General features: G+C 25.0%; 10 protein-coding genes and 1 rRNA gene. 9 read left to right on the forward strand and 2 right to left on the reverse strand.

What is annotated here, in order from left to right:
- Window positions 1–294 precede the first annotated feature (294 nt).
- A complete protein-coding gene (locus QMA87_RS02570; RefSeq protein ID WP_283833797.1) occupies window positions 295–2,220 on the forward strand; it encodes a C1 family peptidase in 1,926 nt (641 codons plus the stop codon).
- Between the two features lie 131 nt (window positions 2,221–2,351).
- Here the strand turns inward: QMA87_RS02570 and rrf are convergent.
- Window positions 2,352–2,457: ribosomal RNA gene (rrf, locus tag QMA87_RS02575) — 5S ribosomal RNA — on the reverse strand.
- Between the two features lie 357 nt (window positions 2,458–2,814).
- Between rrf and hrcA the strand changes: the two genes are divergently transcribed.
- The 7 genes from hrcA (at window position 2,815) to QMA87_RS02610 (ending at window position 18,021) form a co-directional block, all read left to right on the forward strand.
- Window positions 2,815–3,840: a heat-inducible transcriptional repressor HrcA gene (gene hrcA, locus QMA87_RS02580; protein ID WP_283830421.1), complete on the forward strand. Its 1,026-nt coding sequence runs from the start codon at window positions 2,815–2,817 to the stop codon at window positions 3,838–3,840.
- On the forward strand, window positions 3,833–4,573 hold the full coding sequence (locus tag QMA87_RS02585; RefSeq protein WP_283827328.1) for a nucleotide exchange factor GrpE: 741 nt from the start codon (window positions 3,833–3,835) through the stop codon (window positions 4,571–4,573). Before hrcA ends, QMA87_RS02585 begins: the two co-directional genes overlap by 8 nt.
- Window positions 4,566–6,068: a 2,3-bisphosphoglycerate-independent phosphoglycerate mutase gene (gene gpmI, locus QMA87_RS02590; protein ID WP_283827327.1), complete on the forward strand. Its 1,503-nt coding sequence runs from the start codon at window positions 4,566–4,568 to the stop codon at window positions 6,066–6,068. Before QMA87_RS02585 ends, gpmI begins: the two co-directional genes overlap by 8 nt.
- A gap of 44 nt (window positions 6,069–6,112) precedes the next feature.
- Window positions 6,113–8,716 carry an InlB B-repeat-containing protein gene (locus QMA87_RS02595; protein WP_283833799.1) on the forward strand — a complete coding sequence of 868 codons (2,604 nt, stop codon included), beginning with the start codon at window positions 6,113–6,115 and terminating at the stop codon, window positions 8,714–8,716.
- Window positions 8,717–9,071: 355 nt separating this feature from the next.
- Window positions 9,072–11,804 carry an InlB B-repeat-containing protein gene (locus QMA87_RS02600; RefSeq protein ID WP_283833800.1) on the forward strand — a complete coding sequence of 911 codons (2,733 nt, stop codon included), beginning with the start codon at window positions 9,072–9,074 and terminating at the stop codon, window positions 11,802–11,804.
- 466 nt (window positions 11,805–12,270) lie between these two features.
- Window positions 12,271–14,964, forward strand: a complete 2,694-nt coding sequence (locus QMA87_RS02605) for an InlB B-repeat-containing protein (RefSeq protein ID WP_283833801.1) — start codon at window positions 12,271–12,273, stop codon at window positions 14,962–14,964.
- A gap of 279 nt (window positions 14,965–15,243) precedes the next feature.
- Window positions 15,244–18,021, forward strand: coding sequence for an InlB B-repeat-containing protein (locus QMA87_RS02610; protein ID WP_283833802.1), 2,778 nt, complete (start codon window positions 15,244–15,246; stop codon window positions 18,019–18,021).
- A 290-nt stretch (window positions 18,022–18,311) separates the two neighbouring features.
- Here the strand turns inward: QMA87_RS02610 and QMA87_RS02615 are convergent, their stop codons facing one another.
- Window positions 18,312–18,875, reverse strand: coding sequence for an FMN-dependent NADH-azoreductase (locus QMA87_RS02615; RefSeq protein WP_283833803.1), 564 nt, complete (start codon window positions 18,873–18,875; stop codon window positions 18,312–18,314).
- A 700-nt stretch (window positions 18,876–19,575) separates the two neighbouring features.
- Here QMA87_RS02615 and QMA87_RS02620 point away from each other — a divergent pair.
- Window positions 19,576–20,443: hypothetical protein (locus QMA87_RS02620; protein WP_283833804.1), on the forward strand; the 868-nt coding region annotated here is incomplete at its 3' end.

The raw sequence follows: 20,443 nt of genomic DNA on the forward strand, positions 1-20,443 counted from the left end.
AATATATTAAAAAATAAATTCAATTTAATTGTTGACTTACTTGATATTTATTTCGTTTTAAAATATTTATCTATGCAAAACCTAAAATGTATTCAGTACAATTTTATTTGCTAAATTAGAATTGCATAAAAAATAAAATGTTTTATTAAAACTTTTAATATATATAGAAAAAATAAATTTTTTGTATATATATTTGCCTGCTTACATTTAAAAAAATAAAAGTAAAAAAATATTTAAATTTATAATTTAATTTATATATAACATATTTTATTAATATTTTATTTTGGAGAAAATATGAAGAAAAGAATAGCGGCAATTTATGCCTTTTTAGGATTAGTTTCATTATCTGGAGCATCTATGCATTATCATTCAAATAAATATGTGTTTCATGAATCAGTTTATGATCCTAGAACAATGACGCTTAATAATTATTTAACAAAAGTAAAACATCAAGGAAAAGATGGAATTTGTTGGGCATATTCAACCACAGCTGTTATTGAAAGCAATATTCTTAAAAATAAATTAGCAATCGATCCTTTAAATTTAGATTTATCTGAAAAAAATTTAGCATACAAAACATTAAATCGCTTGACAAATGAAGATATTTTGCATAATTCAGATTTTGATAATTATACAAATAACAATTGGTTAAATGAAGGATCTAGAACCATTTTTGCTGGAATTGCTTCATTACAATGAAATAAACTTAAACGTGAAAGTGAAAATTGACAAACTGCATTAGATTTAAATGACTATAAAGTTACAGATTATATTTCTCTTAATCATTTAAAAGAAAATTGAAAACAAAATGTTAAAACGGCTATTAAAGCTTATGGAGCTGTTTCTATTTCTTTTGATATTTCAAATATTTATAAAAAACTTTATTATAATCCTAACGAATTATCAGCAAATGTAAAATTTCCTCATGCCGCTACTATTGTAGGATGAAATGATAATATAGAAGCAAATAAATTTGGACATAAAACTAAGACTAATGGCGCTTGAATTGTAAAAAATAGCTGAGGAGATAAATTTGGAGAAGGTGGATATTTTTATTTATCTTATGAAGCATTAATTCAAGATTTATTTACCCTTAATGTTGTTAAGGGCGATGAGTATACAAGCAATTATTATTATGATGGCGGTTATAAAGATATGTATGAAAATCAAGAAACTGCACATCAAAAAGCCGCTGTCAGTTTTTGAGCTAAGAATAGCTTGCCAACTTTAAAAGAAAAACTTAAAGCGGTTAATGTTGGAATTTTCGGTGATGATAATGAAGTAGAAATTAAAATTTATAAAAATAATAATAATGTTACACCAAATTCACTAGAATTAGGTCAATTAGTTCATACTCAAAGACAACATTTTATTCATGGCGGATTAAGAACAATTATTTTAGATAACCCTATTTATTTAGAGCCAAATGAAAATTTTAGTATTGTTGCACAAATATTAAACCCAAAAGGTTATAGTGCAATTAGGTTTTCTAAAGAGTCAAATTCACAAAGCGATTTTTCATATATAGAAGAAAATGGAAAATGAGTTAGCTCTCAGAAACACCTTGATGGAGCAGTAGCTAGAATTAAAGCATTTGTTGTTACTGAAAAAGTTCAAAATCAAGAAGAGTCTAATGATTTAAAATATGCGAAAGTAATTTTAAAAGGTAAATATTATCATCAATATAATGAAAAAGTTGATGAAGAATTAATTACTGTTATGTACAAAGATAAAAAATTAGAATTAAATAAAGATTATACTCTTCAATATACAACTGAAATAGATGAAAACATATTTAAACATTCTAAAGCTTCAGTTGGTTATACAAAAGTTAAAATTAATGGAACAGGAACATATACAGGAAATAATTTTATCTTTTTAGATGTTAAAAAAGCTAACAAAAATAGTTATAAAGAAAAAAATATAACAGTTGCAGAAGATATTAAACATACAAATGACATAAAATTAGAAGAAAATTGGAAAATGTTATCTAACAAAAGCATTTATTATGGTTTGAATCGTATTGAAATAGAATATATTGGTCCAAATAAACATTTATTTAATAATAATAAGGTTACATTAAATATTCATAAAATAGATCCTAACAAACCCAAAGAAGAACCTATAATAATTAAAAATGAAGATAAAACTTGAAATTCACTTTTTAGTGCATTATCTAAATTTGGTCAAATAATTGTTAGTTTCTTCAGTTTTTGATAAACCAAAATTAAAAAATAATCTAATTAATTACTATAATAATTTTTCATTAGTTAAAATCATATTTAAAAAACTAATTAAGGGGGGGCGAAAGCCTTCTTTTACTTTTATTATCTTTAATTAAAAAAATATAAAAAAAGCGGCTCCCTATTTTCCCATCTCTGGTATCGTCGGCGTAAAAGAGCTTAACTACTGAGTTCGGAATGGAATCAGGTGGACCTCTTTGCTATAACCACTATGATTATTATTATAAATAAAAAATTTAAAAACAAAATATTTTTTTATATTTTTTAAATTAATTAATAAATAACAAATTTTATTTTAATGCATCAATCTTAATATTTTAATGCATCAATCTTAATATAATAAAAAAAGAATCACATAGTGATTCTCAAATCAATTTCTCGCAAGAAAATTAATTTAATTAGCTTGTGAAATGAGATTAACTCGCAAGCAGTTTAAGAGTAACTATGCTGCTATTACTCTTTCAACACGTTGTATATAACAACACATTAAACTTATTATAGCACACTTTTTTAGTATTGTAAAATTTATTTTAGATTAGCACTCTGGTGCTAAATGTGATATACTTATTACATGGAAAAAATAAAATTAGATGATTTAAATTTAAAGGAAAGGGTTTATTTTAAAGCTATAATCGAAAATTATATTCAAACAGGAAAACCAGTTGGATCAAAACATTTAATGCAACAAACAGAATTAAATGTATCTAGTGCAACTATAAGAAATTTTATGGCCACATTGGAACAAAAAGGTTTTCTTGAAAAAGAGCATATATCAAGCGGAAGAATTCCAACAGCAAAAGGATTTAATTATTATGGATGTTTTTTGTCAGTAGATTTAGATACGAAAATAAAAAGCATGATAGAAGATTTATTTGCTAAAAGAAGAGTATCTATTGATGAAACTATAGATTTAGCTTTACAAACAATAGCACAATCTTATGATTTAACGCTAGTGGCTTCAAGCGACAATTCAAATGAATTGTTAATGTCCATTCAGTTAGTTCCAATATCTCAAACTCAAGGAACAGTAATCATAGTTAGTTCATCAGGAAATGTTTGATCAAAAATTATAACCTTTGAAAAAGGAAATATTGATGATGTAAGAATTGCTATAAGATTATTTAAGGAGCGTTTAATAAATACTCCATTAATAGAATTAAGAAGCAAAACCATGCAACTTTCTATAATATTAGAAAGAACTGTTAAAAATTATGAAGATATCCTTAAAAGTTTTGTAGATAAAGTATTTACCTTTGAACAAAAAAACTCTAATAAAGTTTATAACAAAAGCAGTATGATTTTATCTAAAGATATATCTAGACCAAATTTAAGCAAGCTTATATATATAGTAGAAAATGAATCAATATGGAAAATGATAGAAGATCATACTCAAGATGAAGATAATATAAAATTATTAGTTTCAGGAGATAGCAGTTTAATATCAAAGAGAATTTCATCGCCGGAAAAAATCAAGGAAATTAGTATTGTAGGACCAAAAAGACTTGATTATAATAAAGCGAAAACAGTTTTAAAAACGATATCAGCGTTATTGGAACAGAAACAAATACAGTTAAAGAAAGAGAGTAATAATGAGTAAAAATGAAAATAATAATAAACATGAAAAGAATAAAAATAAATCTTGTCAGCAACAAAATAACAATTCTAAAATAGTTAAAAATTGTAACTTAGAATGCGCCCAAAATAAGGAAAATGGAAATAATATTCAACATGAAGATTTTGTTGCAAAATCTGCTCAGCTTGAAAAAGAAAATGCCGCATTAAATTCAGAAATTGAACTTTTAAAAAAGAAACTTTTAAATACAGAGCTAGAAGTTTCTTCACTTAAAGTTAAAATTAATCAGGTTAATGAATCTTTTATTGAAAAAAGTAAAGAATTAAGCGTTAAAGCAAGTAAACAATTGAAAGATGCAGAAGAAAAGAATGCCATGCTATTAGCACAAGAAAAGAAAAATATTAAAATGTATGGCAATCAATCATTTTATGAAAAATTATTACCTATATTTATAAGTTTTGATACAGCTATTAATTTAGGCATGAATGGTAATAATGAAGCGGTTCAACGTTTTTGTTTAGGTTTTGAGATGCTAAAAAAACAAATGGAAAATGCTTTTTTTGATAATGGTATAACTGAGTTAGTAATAAAAGCTGGCGAAGAGTTTGATGCACATAAAGCGACAGCAACAATGTTTGAACCTGAAGCAAAAAAGAATCAAGTTGTCGAAGTACTAACAAAAGGTTATATGTTGCATGATCGCGTTATTATTCCAGCACATGTAAAAATAGGAACTAAAGGAGAAGATAATGAATAAACCAACAGTGTTAATTGTTATAGATGGATTAGGTTTAAGAGAAGAAAGACAAGGGAATGCTTTTAAGCTTGCAAATACTCCAGTATTTGATAAGTTATTTAAAGAATACCCTAATAGTATTATTCAAGCATCAGGAGAATATGTAGGATTGCCAGAAGGTCAAATGGGCAATAGTGAAGTTGGACATTTAAATATTGGGGCTGGTACAGTAGTTTATACAGGGCTATCACTAATTAAAGATGCATTAAATAAAAATAAATTTAAGTCTAATGAAAAGTTTTTAAAAGCATTTGATGATGTTAAAAAAAATGATTCAACATTGCATATTATGGGCCTTCTTTCTTCAGGCGGTGTACATTCACTTGAAGATCACTTATGAGAATTATTAGATTCAGCTTATGAGCATGGCGTAAAAAAATTATCTGTCCACGTTTTTGGAGATGGTAGAGATGTTAAACCACAATCAATTTTACCTTCATTAAAAAAACTATATTCTAAGTGTAATGAATATGGATATGTAATTGCAAGTATAGGTGGTAGATTCTATTCTATGGATAGGGATACCATGTTTAATAGAAATGAAGTTATGTATAAAGCTATGCTTGGCATTGAAGGCAATAAATTTCACTGTCCTTTCAAATATGTGGAAGAACAATATGAACAAGGCATTTTTGATGAGTTTTTTGTTCCAGCAATGAATGAAAACACTGATCAATTTATTAAAAATGGTGATTCTGTAATTTTCTTTAACTTTAGACCAGACAGAGCACGTCAGTTAACACATATGTTAATAGGTAGTGAATTATATAATTATCAACCATCAACTCTTGTTAAAATTAATGTTTTTGTTTCAATGATGAAATATGAAGGCATAAATTGTGATATTGCTTTTGATGAAATGGCTGTACCAATGCCAATTGGTAGAGTTATTGAACTTAAAGGAAAAACACAATTAAGAATTGCTGAAACACAAAAATATGCTCATGTTACTTATTTTATGGATGGTGGAAATGACATTGAATTTAAAAATTCAAAAAGAATTATGGTAGATTCTCTTAAAGTTGATTCATATGCTGATGCACCGCAAATGTCAGCTAAAGAAATAACCGATAAACTTCTTGAGTTTGGAACCAGCTATGATTTAACTATTATGAATTATGCTAATCCAGATATGGTTGGTCATACAGGAAATTTAAGCGCTGCCATTAAAGCTGTTGAATTTTTAGATACTCAAATAGGAAGGGTGTGAGAGTGAGCACAAAAAAATAATGTAGCTGTTTTTATTACTGCTGATCACGGAAATGCTGAAATTACAGAAGATGAGAATAATAAACCAGCAACAAAACACACTTCAAGCCCAGTTATGTTAATATGTAATGATAAAAATGTAAAATTGAAAGATGGTAAATTAGCCAATATAGCTCCTACAGTCTTAGATTATATGAATATTAAAAAATCAGTTGAAATGGATGAAGAATCATTATTAATTAAATAATGAATATAAATTGCAAGTAATTATTCTACTTAGCAAGGAGTAATATGAAATTAAAGAAAATAATTTTATCCTTATTAGGAATAGGGGCTGTCGGCATTCCTTCAGCTGCTATTTCTTGTTCTTATGTTGATGATTTTATTCAAAATAACATTGTATTTAATACAGCTGATATAACAGCTTATGATGCACTTGGTGAGTTTGAAACTGGCCAGTCATTAAAAATTGTTAACATTAATGATTTTTCTGATAAAGGCGTTTATATTACTCTAAAAAGTAAAGTTTTTGACTTTGAAGATGAAGCTCTTCTTATTGAAGCAATTTTTTATACAAAAGATGATCCTACATTTAGAGGAAAAACATATTTTTCAATACCATTTTTTGAATTTAAAGAAATTGAGGAAAGCGATTGAAAAAGAATATTTAAAGGAATAGCTAAAGAAACGCAATTAATTTGAAAGGGCAACGGCGAAGTATTAGCGGCTAATAGATTTGGTATTATTCCTGAAGTTGAAGTTTCAGATAATGTAAAAGGTGTACCAACAATTGATCAAGTTAAGTATCGTTTAATTTTAGATAAAAGTGGTATTGTAACTGGACATACTAAAGATCGAGAATCTGAAGAATTTATTAGTGGCGGAACTATAATTGATAAGTCTGAATCAATTATTACTGTAACCATTGTTCTTCCTGATGGAACAACTAAGGAACAACGCCTTGTTCAGGTTCAGCTTGATGATAAATCATATGGAGGTTTATTTCCAAAACCTAATTTTATACCAACTAAAGAAGATTATGAATTTATAGGCTGAAGCACCAATAAACATGCTGTTAAACCAAATATTTTTCTTAATTCTAAATATACACATACAACAATTAAAAGTGATATTTCTATATATCCAGTTTTTGCTAAACTTCCAACATTTGTGGTAGACGGTTCTTACTTTACAAATATTAAAGCTTCAAATGAATTAATTCTTTCTAAAAAAAGAAAAGTAACAAAAAAACAAATTGAAGAGTTTGTAGAGAAAAATATTCCTGAACCCAAAGAGAGATGAAGAATTGCTGAAAATGAAGAATATTTTGTTGAAGATGAACATAAGCAGCAAATTAAATTAATTTTTAATGAAAATGGTGAATTATCTAATCAGTTTGAAATTGGCAAAATTTACAATCTTATTCCTTTATTTTCGCATGATCCTATCTATATATTTAAAGACGCTAAAACTGATGAAATATTAGATAAAAAATGAATAGAAATAACTGCTCAAGGCAGTCAAACGCCTTTAGCTCCAACTGGCTTTAAGGAGAAAGAAGAAAAAGGACTTTATCTTTCTTCAATAAAATATAAAGATGATGACAATCCTTATAAAGGCGGGTTTTTAGTAAGTGATGATATTGATAATGAAATTATTGAAGTTCTTGTTGATTTTGAGCAAACTAAAAAACTAACTATTTCAAACGAATATCTGGATACTGGTTTATTAGAAAGTCCTTATGTTTATTTAACTCCTGAAGGAAAGCTAAAAGAACAGTTTTTGCCTAAAAATGTTGATTACAAACTTTTTAATCTTAATAAATTGTCAGAGTTCAGCGCCTATAGATTGTTCCCGCAATTTTTGCCTGATCCTAATGGAAAATATATGAGATTTCTTCCTAATAATAAAGTTTTTGATAAAAGAAGTGATGAAGAAATATCGGCAGGCATAGAATTTGATGGTTGATATACAGATCCTAAATTTAAAGAAAAAATTTACTTTGAAAATGGAATATCTACAAAAGCCATAAAATCAAATATGCTATATCCACGTTTTAAAAGCAATCCTTGAGATATTGTTAGAGATACAAGAGAAATAATAAATAATATTTTGAATTTTTCATTACCTATTTTAAGTATATTGGATAATTTTGATACTATAGGTGGAAATGAAACATATATTAATGTTAAATCTTTACTTTTGCCATTTAAAGACATTCTTTATATATCGCTTGGAGGCGTTTTAACATATGATCAAATATCTTTTAATTATAATGAAATTTCCAATAAAAATGCCCCTGGATTAATACCTAGCAGTGCTTTAGCATTTATTAAAGCACTTATATTGATTTTAAATACTACTAATTTAAAAGAATGACTTAATGAATCAACTAAAATAGAATTAGAAAGATTATTGGTGCCGGCAATTACTCAGTTAATTTTGAAATTATTAGTTTTAAATAAAAAAGTAGTTGATTCTCAAGGAGTAATTATTGATATCAATTCAATAGAATTACCTAAAGGCGACGATCTTGTTGATGATTTTACAAGTTTAGTAGGAGGCGCTAAAGATTCTTTAATAAAACTTCTTACAAAAGCTTTAAAAAATAATAAACAAAAAGAACAACAAGAAGAAGAAAAAGAGCTTGATAAAGACGAAAATGTAGAAAGTATGGTAAATGCCTTAATTAATGAAGAAGACGGCATAATATTTTTAATAATAAATTATGTATCAGACTTTTTAAAATTTAATTTTTCAAAAGAAAAACTTAAAACAACTGTTCCATTTGCAATAAAAGAAACAATAAAAACGGGTTCATCAATTGCCGAAAAAATATTAGAGTTCAAAAAAGCTGTTAAAGAAAAATTAGATAAAAATAAAGAAAAAAAATAAAAACTATAAGCACTTTAAAATACTTATAGTTTTTATTTTTTTTGATTGATAACCAATTATATATTCTTTATTTTTTATTATTTTTATTAGTTTTTGCTTTGTAATAAAGTAAATGAAATTATTATCATTTTTAAATATTTTTATAATTACATCATAATAAAAATATATAACAAAAAAATTATTATTTTTATGCAAATTTATACAAAAAATTAAACACACCAGTTAATTACGGGTTATTTTTTTCATTTTTGAAAAATTTTTTCAGTTTATTAATTGTTATTATTTTTTTAATTAAAAGTAATCATTTAATTATTGTTTAATTAAATTATAGATAAAAATTAATTTGAGGATATTTATGAGGAAAAAACAATTACTTATTGCATTAGGTGCAGCCACATTGGCATTACCTATGCTTGCAGTTTCTTGTGGCGAAAAAGAAACTAAACAAAGAACAGAAGTTAATTTAGCACAAAGTACAATTTTTACTGAAGTTGAAGGATATATTCAACGTGAAATAGAGTTAAATGTTGAAGATATAACAGTTTATGATGCTATAGGCGATATTACAACCGAATCACTTAAAATTACAAATTTGAAAAAATTTAAAAAAGAGGGAATTAAAGTTGCTATAGCTGAAACATTTATTGATTATAATAAGTCTGAAGTTTTAGTCAAAGTGTTATATAAAGTTTTAAAACAAAAAACATGAAGCTCTTTCATTAGCATTATACCTTTTGATGATTTTAAAAGACCAGATGCCAGTGATTGAAATAGAATATTTTTAGGACTAACAAAATATACAAAAATTGAATTACATGGCAAAAACGCTGATGGCAGTCATAAAATTATTGTTAAAAATGAATATGGAACTATTTCAAATGTACAAAATGGCGCTCCAAAAGGCACACTACCAATACCTAGTCAAATTTCATATACTCTAACTATTAAAAATAGCAATAAAGTATTAAGCGATGGTGGAGATGTTGCTAATAAAGAATCATCTCACCCCATTAGCGGGGGAACAATCATCAATAAAGAAGATATTATTATCACATTAATAAATGGTGAAGAAAATTTAGGAACAATTAATTCTGAAGAAGGAGTAATTGGCATTCCAAATTCACAACCAACAAAAGAAGGATATGTATTTGTTGGTTGAAGCACCGAAGAAGAATCAACAGAACCTAATGTATTTTTAAATGGCGAAGTTAAACACACATTTAATAGTAATACTTCTTTATATGCTGTATTTAAAAAATTACCAACCTTAATTTTAAATATAAACAGTTTAAGCGGCCAAGAATCTAAAAAAGTAAGTTTAACATTAACTGAATCAGGATTATTAACTAAAGAAGAGTTAATTAAATGAGTTGAAGATAATAAGCCTGAACCAACGAATAAATGATCATTTATGTTTGAAGATATTCAGTTTGCTGAAAAAGGACAAGCTAAATCAAGATTTAACTTTAATGAGCAAGGCGAGTTAACAAATAAGTTTGAAATTGGTAAAGAATATGATATTTATCCAAATTACACTCATTTGCCTGTATTTGTTTTTAGAAATTCTGAAACTCAATCAGTTTTAGGTTATATTTGAGCCGATGAAGAAGTAATTGAAGAAGAAAAAATATTTAAAGCGCCTGCAGCTAGTTTAAATTTAAGTAATTTAGAAGCAAAAGGAAGTTATGCAAAACGCTTCTTCTATTTAGATTTAACAGAAGAAATACCTTATAAACCAGGGGAAATCATTAGTAATATATCTTCAAAAAATGAAGTTAATGTTTTTGTTGAATTACAAAATACAAATTCTATTAATTTAGATAAAAGCAATCTTATAGAAAACAAAGTTTCTAATACAGTATTATACTTAACACCTGATGGAAAATTAAGAGAAGAATATTTACCTAAAGATATTAACTATAGTTGATATAATGGAATATCAAAAAGATTATTTAAGCCGGAAGAAGCTGAAAATAATAAAGCTTTCGATAATAGAAGTAATGAAGAAATACAAAAAGGTGTTTCTTTTGCTGGATGATATTCTGATCCTGAATTTAGAAATAAAATCACATTTAAAAATGGAATTTCAACAACTTCATTAAAAGGCAAAGGAATTTATGCAAGATTTACTCAAAATAAATGAGATAGAATTCGCGATGTAAGACAAATAATGGATTCTATTTTAGAAGTTGCAAGTGTTTCGGTTAGTGTTGCTGGTGAAATAGTAGATAATGGTAATAAAAAATACACAGAATATTCTGAACAAATTTTAAAATTATTTAAATGATTTTCATATCTAGTTTTAGGCGGCAAAGTACAATCAAAAGAATTTTTTGATGGTTTTGATTTAATTTGATATTTTATAAAAGAAACAACAAATAAACGAAAAATTAATATTTTAACAACTTTAAAGCTAGCTGATGGAGATGAATTTGAAGGTTCATCACAAAAATTTATTGAGTATATGCTTGAGCTAGCCTCCGAATTTATTAAGACTATAGTAGGAATGGTGGGTAAATATTCAAAATTATCATTCAAAAATTCAGTATTTACTGATGCAGCAGATTTAGAAAAATGAGATTTTTCAAAATTTCTTAATGCAGAAAATTCTTCTGCTGAAAAGCGTGTTAAATTTCTTGAAATTTTAGCACTTAATAAACTTATTCCAGATAATAATGATAATTGAGATAAAGATCATGAAATGTTTTTAACTTATATTTTTGGAGCAAAAAAAAGTAAGAAAAAATTAAAAATTAAAAAAGCAGCTAAAGAGAATGGCGCTAAATCTAAAAGTCAGGTATCAATAGATAAAGTATTTGAAGTTAAAGAAAATGGAGGAAAGAACAAAAACAAAAAGCAACATCCATATTTAACAAATTTAAATAATTTTATTGAAGAGCTTATTGGAAAAAAAGGCATTCAAACTATAATATTCGAATTATATGAATTAGCGGTTGATTCTTTTTCAAGTTCAGCAGCTAACATAACAACAAGAACATTAAGCATAACAACAAAAATAGCAAATAAAATAAAAAATATGTATAAAGCGTATAAATATTTAAAAGAAACTGAAAAAGAGGCAAAATAAAAACCACAAAATTTTTAATATACAAAATGATAAAAGCGCAGGCCAAAGCGCTTTTTTATTTTACTTTTAATTATTTTGCCCATAAATAATATTTAATAGTAACCACATGAAAACACTAATTTTATAACCAAAATCTTAAACAAATCAAATTACTTAATAATTTATTAAAATTAAATAACGACAGTTGAATTTTTTACAATTTATATTTTTTTAGAAACAAAAATTATTTTTAAATCCTTATGGTCTAATTCACTATCTAAATAAATACAATTTTTTTGTTATTATTTTACTAATAGAATTAGTTTTATGATATTATATAAATAACAAAAATTTATTAAATTTTTTACCGATTTATTTTTATACTATATATTTTTAATTAAAAACAAGGTTTAATACCTATTTTAAATATAAATATTTTTTAAATAATTAATTATGAAAATAAACTTTTTTATATTAAAAGGAGATTATGAAGAAAAAACAATTTCTGTTTGCTTTAAGTGCAAGCGCTTTGATACTTTCTACTTTTTCTGTTTCTTGTAATAATAAAATAAAAGGACAATATAATAGTGATTCTAGATTAGAAAATAATTCTTCAAGAACTGAAATAGAAAATTATATAGCTTCAACAATTCAGCTAAATACAGAAGATATTACAGTTTATGATGCATTAGGTGGAATTACAAATTTGCAACTTAAAATAGTTAATGAAAAAGAATTTAAAGAAAAGGGTATTAGATTAGGATTTTCTAAACAGGTTATTGATTATGAAAAAGAACAACTTGTTGTTCAAATAACATATAGACAAAATGGAAAAATTGGTAAAAATCCAATTACTTTTAATATTCCATTTGCGGATTTTAAATGAATTGATGGGAATGACTGAAGTAGAATATTTGCTGGATTAACAAAATATACAAAAATTGAACTACATGGCAAAAATGCTGATGGCAAATGAAATATTAAAATTAAAAATGCATTTGGTAAAGCTGCTGAAATTGTACAAAGTCCATATGAAGGAGAAATTCCAACAGTAGATAGAATTTCTTATAGATTAACAGTTACAAACAGTTCAAAAGTAACGGGCAATTTTGAAGATATTACTTCAAATTACTTATTAACGGGCGGAACAATTACTAGAAATGATGTTATTAATATTACTATTGATGATACAAATGGCAATATTAAAACTATAAAATCAGATGAAGGTATCATTCAAAAACCTGAAGATCCAAAATGGAAAGAAAATCACAAGTTTTTAGGTTGAAGCACTCAAGAAAATGCTACAAAACCAAACATATTTATTAATGGTGAAAAAGAGCATAAATTTGTTAAACCAACAACTATTTATGCTGTATTTGCAAAATATCCAACTCTTTTGGTTAAATTGCCTAAACTAAATTATCAAAAAGATACTATAAAAACATTGGTGTTAGGCGAAAATGGTGAAGTTACTAAAGAAAGAATTACTAAATTAATTCAAGATGGCATAGATTCTGTAAAAGATGCTAATAAATGATCATTTGATAGTGAAACATTAAAATATACAGATTCAAGCAAAAATGAATATCCGTTTTTATTTGATGAAGATGGCGAATCAATAGTTAAATTTGAAATTGGTAAAGAATATACTTTGAATGTAAATTACATGCATGAACCTGTTTATATCTTTAAAAAGCAAGAAACAGATGAATTTATTGGTCATATTTGAGCAAACAAAATAATTGATGAGGAGGAAATTTTATTTACTTCTCCAGTATTTAGCATTGATTTATCTAAACAAGAAATGAAAGGTCAATATCTATTTAAAAAATTCTTCCTAGATGGCACAGAATATAAAGTAGATAAATTATTTGATTTACAAAATAAAGATAACGAAGAAATAGTAGAATTACAATTTAAATCAACAAAACAAATTAAAATTGAAAGCTCAACATTGGAATCAAATAAAGAAGTTTCAGACCAATTTTTAACACTTGATGGCAGATTAAAAGAAACATATCTTCCAAAAATTGATTTCAGTTGATATAAAGGTGAATCACCAAGAAAATTTGATGAATCAGATGTTCAAAATAATGAAGCTTTTGACAAAAGAAGTAAAGCAGAAAAAGAAAAAGGTGTTGTTTTTACCGGATGATATTCTGATCCTGAATTTAGAAATAAAATTATATTTAAAGACGGTTTATCAAAATACCCAATTAGAACAAATAAAATTTATCCTAAATTTACAGCTGATAAATGAGATAAAATTCGTGATATAAGAGAAATTTTTGAAATTATATTTGAAATTGCTGAAAAATCTGCATCTACAGCAGCTAATTTTGAAAAAATTAAAAAATATGCTGATATTACAAAAGATGCTATTAGTTTTGTAAGATGAGTTACTTATTTATTAATGGGCGGAAAAAGAACTAGCGAAGAATTTTGAAAAGGTTATGAATCTATTAATAGAATAGTTGATAAAGCATTTAATTGAAATGAAAATGATGACAATAATAATGAATTTTTAAAATTAAATGGAGAACCTTCTTTTAAAGGGTCATCTTCAGTAATAGTTAATTCTATTACAAAATTTATAGAAGAAATTGCAAAAGCTATTGTTGCTATTAATTCTACCTATGGTACTGGTGAATTTAGAGACAGTGTATTTACTGATAAAGTGAAGAAATGAGATTTTAGTAAATTTTTAAATTCGGATGAAAATGCTAAAAAACAAAGAGTTGAATTTGTTAAGGTTATGGTATTGAATGGATTGATAGAAAATTGTATAACCAATAAAACTATTAATAACGGAAAAAGTAGTATTAAAGAAAAATATATAAATGAATTTGCAGGAAAATCTAATAGCAGCACCACTAGCGCTCAAAATAAAAATTCTTTAGATATAAATACAGCTCTTACTTTAAAAGAAAAATCAAAATCCCTACACCCTTACTTAATCAAATTAAATGAATTTGCTGAAACTATAGCTGGTAAAGGCGGCATTCAAGATATTATGGTAACTGCTTATCAATTAATCAAAGACAGTAAAAAAGACAGAGCTTTTCAAATTGCAAAAACAACAGTTAAGTTAGCAGGCGATATTTCAAGTTTTATTACAAGGTTATACACTTCATTATATGTATTATTAGAGCAAGATAAAAAAGGTAAAGAAAAAAAATAAAATAGACATTTACTTTTTTTATGCCATTTTCAATTAAAAGCATTTTTTTATTTTGTTTAAATTTTATATGTATTTTTCATTACATAATTTATAAACTTAAATATAAAACATGCTTCAAAATTAATAATTTAATTAATATTTTAAGCGCATCCATTCACCTTATCCTTATTATTCACGGATATTTATATTCATTATTTATTATTTAGAAATAATTATGAAGACAAGCACAGAGATAAATGAAATAAATTTTATTTTCCCGCTTATTATTTAAGGAGTTTTATGATAAAAAATAAACTTCTATTGCTTTTAAATACTAGTGCCATATTAGCACTTTCTATATCATCTATTTCTTGTTCTAATAAAAAACAACAAGAAATTAACAAAGTATATTTAGTTAAGGAAAAAACTAATAAATTAGCGATAGATATTTCAAACAATATTCAATTTAATACTTATAGTATTTCTATTTTTGATGCTATAAGTAGTTTTGGATCTAATCCTATTAAGATTGCAAATTTAAATGAATTCAAACAAAAAGGCATTAATGTAAGAATTGTTGATTCTAATATTAATTTTGAAAAAGAAGAAGTTATTATTAAGTTATTATATTCAACAAATGACAACATAAAAGATTTTATTTTCTTATCAAAACCATTTAAAGAATTCAAATGAATCGATTCATTTGATAAAGAAAGAATTTTTAATGAAATGACTAAATTTTCTATTATTCAATGAATGGGCAAAGATGAAAAAGGCAAAGATTTAATAAGAATAAAAAACAAATATGCATTAGCAAGCAACATCAATGTCAGTCCTTATAATGGAGATATTCCAAGCGTTAATGATATTAGTTATACTTTAACATTAAAAGGTATAAAAGAAGAACTTAATAATGAAACGATATCTTCCTCTATTCAGCTTAAGGGCGGTACGCTTCTTTATAAAGAGCCAATTAATATTAAATTAAATATTGACGGTAAAGAAAAATTAATTACTTATAAAGATGGCAAAGTAGCTAAACCAAAAATTAAACCTACAAAAAAAGGATATAAATTTTTAGGTTGAGCCACTAATTCAAAAGCAAAAATGCCGGATATTTTTGTCAATAATGAAAATTTAAAAATATTTGAAAAAGATTCAACTTTATATGCTGTATTTAAAAAATTACCTAATTTATCACTTCAAGTTCAAGATGCCATTTCATTAGAAAAACAAACATATAGTTTATTTCTTGAAGAAGATGGAATTCTTAATAAAGATACATTAGAATCTTTTTTAGAAGAAAGCAAGCCTGAGCCTAATGATAAATATCAATTTGATATGAATTCTTTAACTTTTAAAGATGAAAAAGGAATTAAACATCAAATTGAATTTGATGAAGAAGGAAATTTTTCATTCAAATTCAATTCTGAATTTAATTATGAAATTGAAGCAAAATTAAATCATGCTCCAATTATAATTTTTAAATCAACAAGAGATAATAAAATTATTGACACTTGTTGAGCTATCGAAGAAGATGAAGAATATTTTGCACCTGACTTAGATCTTGATTTAAGTAATTATGAATCTAGAGGATTATTTGCAACTAAATATGTATATAAAAATACTAATAGTTTTTATCAAGAAAATGAGCAACTAGAAGATGTACAAGAAAATAGTCAAATTGAAGTATTAGTAAGTTTTGAACAGTCTAAATCTATTAATATTGATATGACCGATCTTAAAAAAGATAAGTTAAAAAAATCATATATTTTTTTAACGCTAGATGGAAAAATCAAAGAAAACACATTACCTTCAAATATTAATTATGATTGATATGATGGACAAATAAAAACTTTTTGAAATAATGAAGAATCACCTAATAATGCAAGCTTTGATAAAAGAAATCGTCATGATGAAGATTATGAAGATGACGAAGATGATGAAGCTAATTTTAATAAAATAGAATTTCAAGGATGATATTCTGATCCAGAATTTAAAAACAAAATTATATTTGAAAATGGTGTTTCTAAACAAGTAATTAATTCTAGATTTATTTATCCTAAATTTGGAGTAAATAAATGAGACAAAATTCGCGATATTAGAGAAGTATTAAATACTGTATTTAAAATAGCGACAGAAGGAATAAAAGCTTCAAGCAAAATATTTGAATTTAAAAAAGATGGAAACAAAGAATTTGTCTCTAATTTAGCTTGATATTTATTTGATATTATTCAGTGAATAGTTAATTTATCATTGGGTGGTAAAGTTGATTTTGAAACCTTTTGAGAAGGGTTTAAAAATTTTGATGGAATGGCAAATATTATTTTTGAAAAAATTAATAAACAATCTTTTAAAGAAAATGAAGAAAGAATAACGGGTGTTTCAAAGTTAACTTTTAATGCTGCTTTATGGCTTAAAAAAGAATTAATTAAACTTACAATGGGACTTTATGCTCGTTATTCAAAAAGCAAATACAAATTTGAAGTATTTAATGATGAAGATATTATTGACACAATTAAAGATTATAATTTTAGAAACTTTTTACATTATTCTGAAGAAGATGAAGAGTGAGATTACTATGAAAAGTTAAGGTCCTCACTTATTCAGATTATTTATTTAGAAAAAAGCAATAAAGAAAATCTTAAAAAACTAAATGACGATAATGAAAAAATAGAAATCAATACTTTATATGATGATGTATTGAGTGAATATGGCCTAAATGAATCAGACTCTTCTTATGAAGATGTAAAAAATTGAAAATCAATTCATTATAAATTGGCAATTATAAAAGATATTTTTGCTCAGGATGGAATTCAAAAACTAATTTTTGATATTTACGATAAAGTAAAAGAAATGAAAAATGCTTCAGCATTAAAAGTAACAAAAAAAATTATTGAAATTAGTGATTTATTATTAGATAAATTTGGAATCATTATAAAAAATCTTATTGGCGCTCTTAATTCAGATGATGACAACGATGATGATGATGATGATGACGATGACGACGATGATGATGACGATGACAACGATGATGATGATGACGATGACGACGATGATGATGAAGAGGAAGAATAATAATTTAGATTTTTTAATATTTTATTCGCAAAAACTCAAATGTAATGATTTGACAATAGCATTTGAGTTTTTATTTATAACTTTAAAAAAATATATAACAAAGAAATCTATATAGGCTTTTTAAAAATTAACTTGTTTAAATTGGCATTATTAGCATAATATTATATAAGCTTATTTGAATAGATAATAGAACATCAGTTTATAAACAACTTTTATTAAATTGCTATGTTAAAGAATAATAAAAACATCTGTAAAAACAGATGTTAATATAGTTTTAATATATTTTTTGATTAAAATGCTAATGCATCTTTTTCCACTTCTTTACTTCAGTTAACTTCTTCAAAGTTGAATCCTGCCACTTTAGAACCAGCAAATTTAATTATGCCAGTTACATTAATTCCTAAAAATTCACACATTTTACTTGTTCAAACTGTTGTGTCAGCCCAGTCATATCATCCGATTGGAGCGCCTTGAGAACTAATAATTTGAGCGTTAATATGAGTCAATAAACCATGCGCTCCATCAGCCTTATATGTAAATGTTTTTTGAGCTTGTGCTATCATATCAAAAAATATTTTTAATGTAGCCGGAACGTTAAAGTTATACATAGGAGCAGTAACAATAACTTTATCAACGCTTTTTAATAATTCAATATATTTATCAGCTTTTAGTGATGAAAAATATTCTCCTATATTATTTTTTGTTAAAGGAATTAAATTTTCAGAATTTAAATCTAATTCAATAATTTGATCTGCTGAATTTTTTGCTGTATAAATTTTTAAAAATTCATTTGTTAATGTATCTGTAATAGAATTTGCATTTACAGATGTTCTAAGTACTAAAACTTTTTTCATATATACCTCTTTCTAATAGTATTTTATAACACTATTATACTCTTATAAACATATAAAAACCAAAAAACTAAAAAAAAGTATTTTTTTATTTTATTTTTTAGCTTTTTTTAATTTTTATTATTTTTTAAGTTGTTAAAAGCTTTTTAAAATCATTAAAATGTTTTTAAACCACATTCAATTTTGATAAATTGCTTTTAATAAGATTATAATTCAGCAAAAACTCAAAACAAAATATTTCATTAAATAAGCTAGTTAATATAAAAATAATAAATAAATTTTTTAAAAGTTTTTATATCTTCGTTTTATAAAAATAGGAAATTAATAGTAATAAAGATAAATAAATTAAAAATAATGATTAATATTTAAAAAATATTAACTAAATATTATTAAACTTAATAAAGTTTAACAAACAAACTAGTAATTAACATTAATTGTTATATGTTGTTTTTATTAAAAAATAATTTGTTTTAGCAAGCATTTAATAATAATTTATTAAATAACATAAAATATAAGTATGTAATATTATTTGATATTTAATTAATAAAAATAATAATAAAATATATTTTTTCAATTAATTAATATTACTAAATATATATTTAGCTAATATATATTACTATAAAAATAATAAATATAGTATTATTTTTTAATGTAATACTTTTATATTAGTAAATTGCTAATTTATAAAATATTAAGGAGAATTATGAGCAAAAAGAGATTATTATTATCTTTAATCGCAATAGCAGCAGCAGGATTACCGGCCGCTTCAGTTTCTTGTCAGGATACTGTTGGTTTTATTGTGAACTATATTAATCTTAATACATCAGAAGTAACAGTTTATGATACATTAGATGATCTTAATACCAATTCTCCACTTAAAATTAGCAATTCAAAATACTTCAAAAATAAAGGGATTACTGTTTCTTTAGGTTCAACCTCAATTGATTACGAAAACGAAGTTGTTAACATTGTTATTAACTTTCGTTCAAAAGAGCAATCTAAAAAAAGAAAAATAACTTTAACAAAACAATTTTATGAATTTAAAGAGCCCGATAATAATGATTGAGCAAGAATTTTTAATGCTATTAGTGAAATTTCTCAAATTGAATGATTGGGTGATGGTAAGTTTAACATTACAAATAAATATGCTAAAGTAAGCAATGAGAAAATTGCTCCTATAGGTGAAGCTGGACCAAGGGCTGAAGATTTTTCTTATACTTTGACAATAATTGATAGTTCTAAAATTTTAGGTGAAGTGAATGATAGGCAATCAAGAATTCCTTTAAAAGGCGGAATTTTAGTAGATAGAATTAAAGATAAAGTTACTCTTACTTATAAAATTCCTAATAATGAAGATGTTATTGATGTATCTTTTGAAAAAAATTTTAAAAGAAGAGATGATTTAATACCTGTAAAAGAAAAACATATATTTAAAGGTTGAAGCACTAAAGAAAATGCCACAATGCCTGATGTATTTTTAAATGGTGCAATAAGTTGAAAATTTGATAAAGATACAATTCTTTGGCCTGTATTTGAATCATATGCCAAACTTAATTTTGATATTCCAGTAT

The organism is Mycoplasma phocimorsus (assembly GCF_030077875.1).
Taxonomy (GTDB): Bacteria; Bacillota_I; Bacilli_A; order Mycoplasmatales; family Metamycoplasmataceae; genus Mycoplasma_H; species Mycoplasma_H phocimorsus.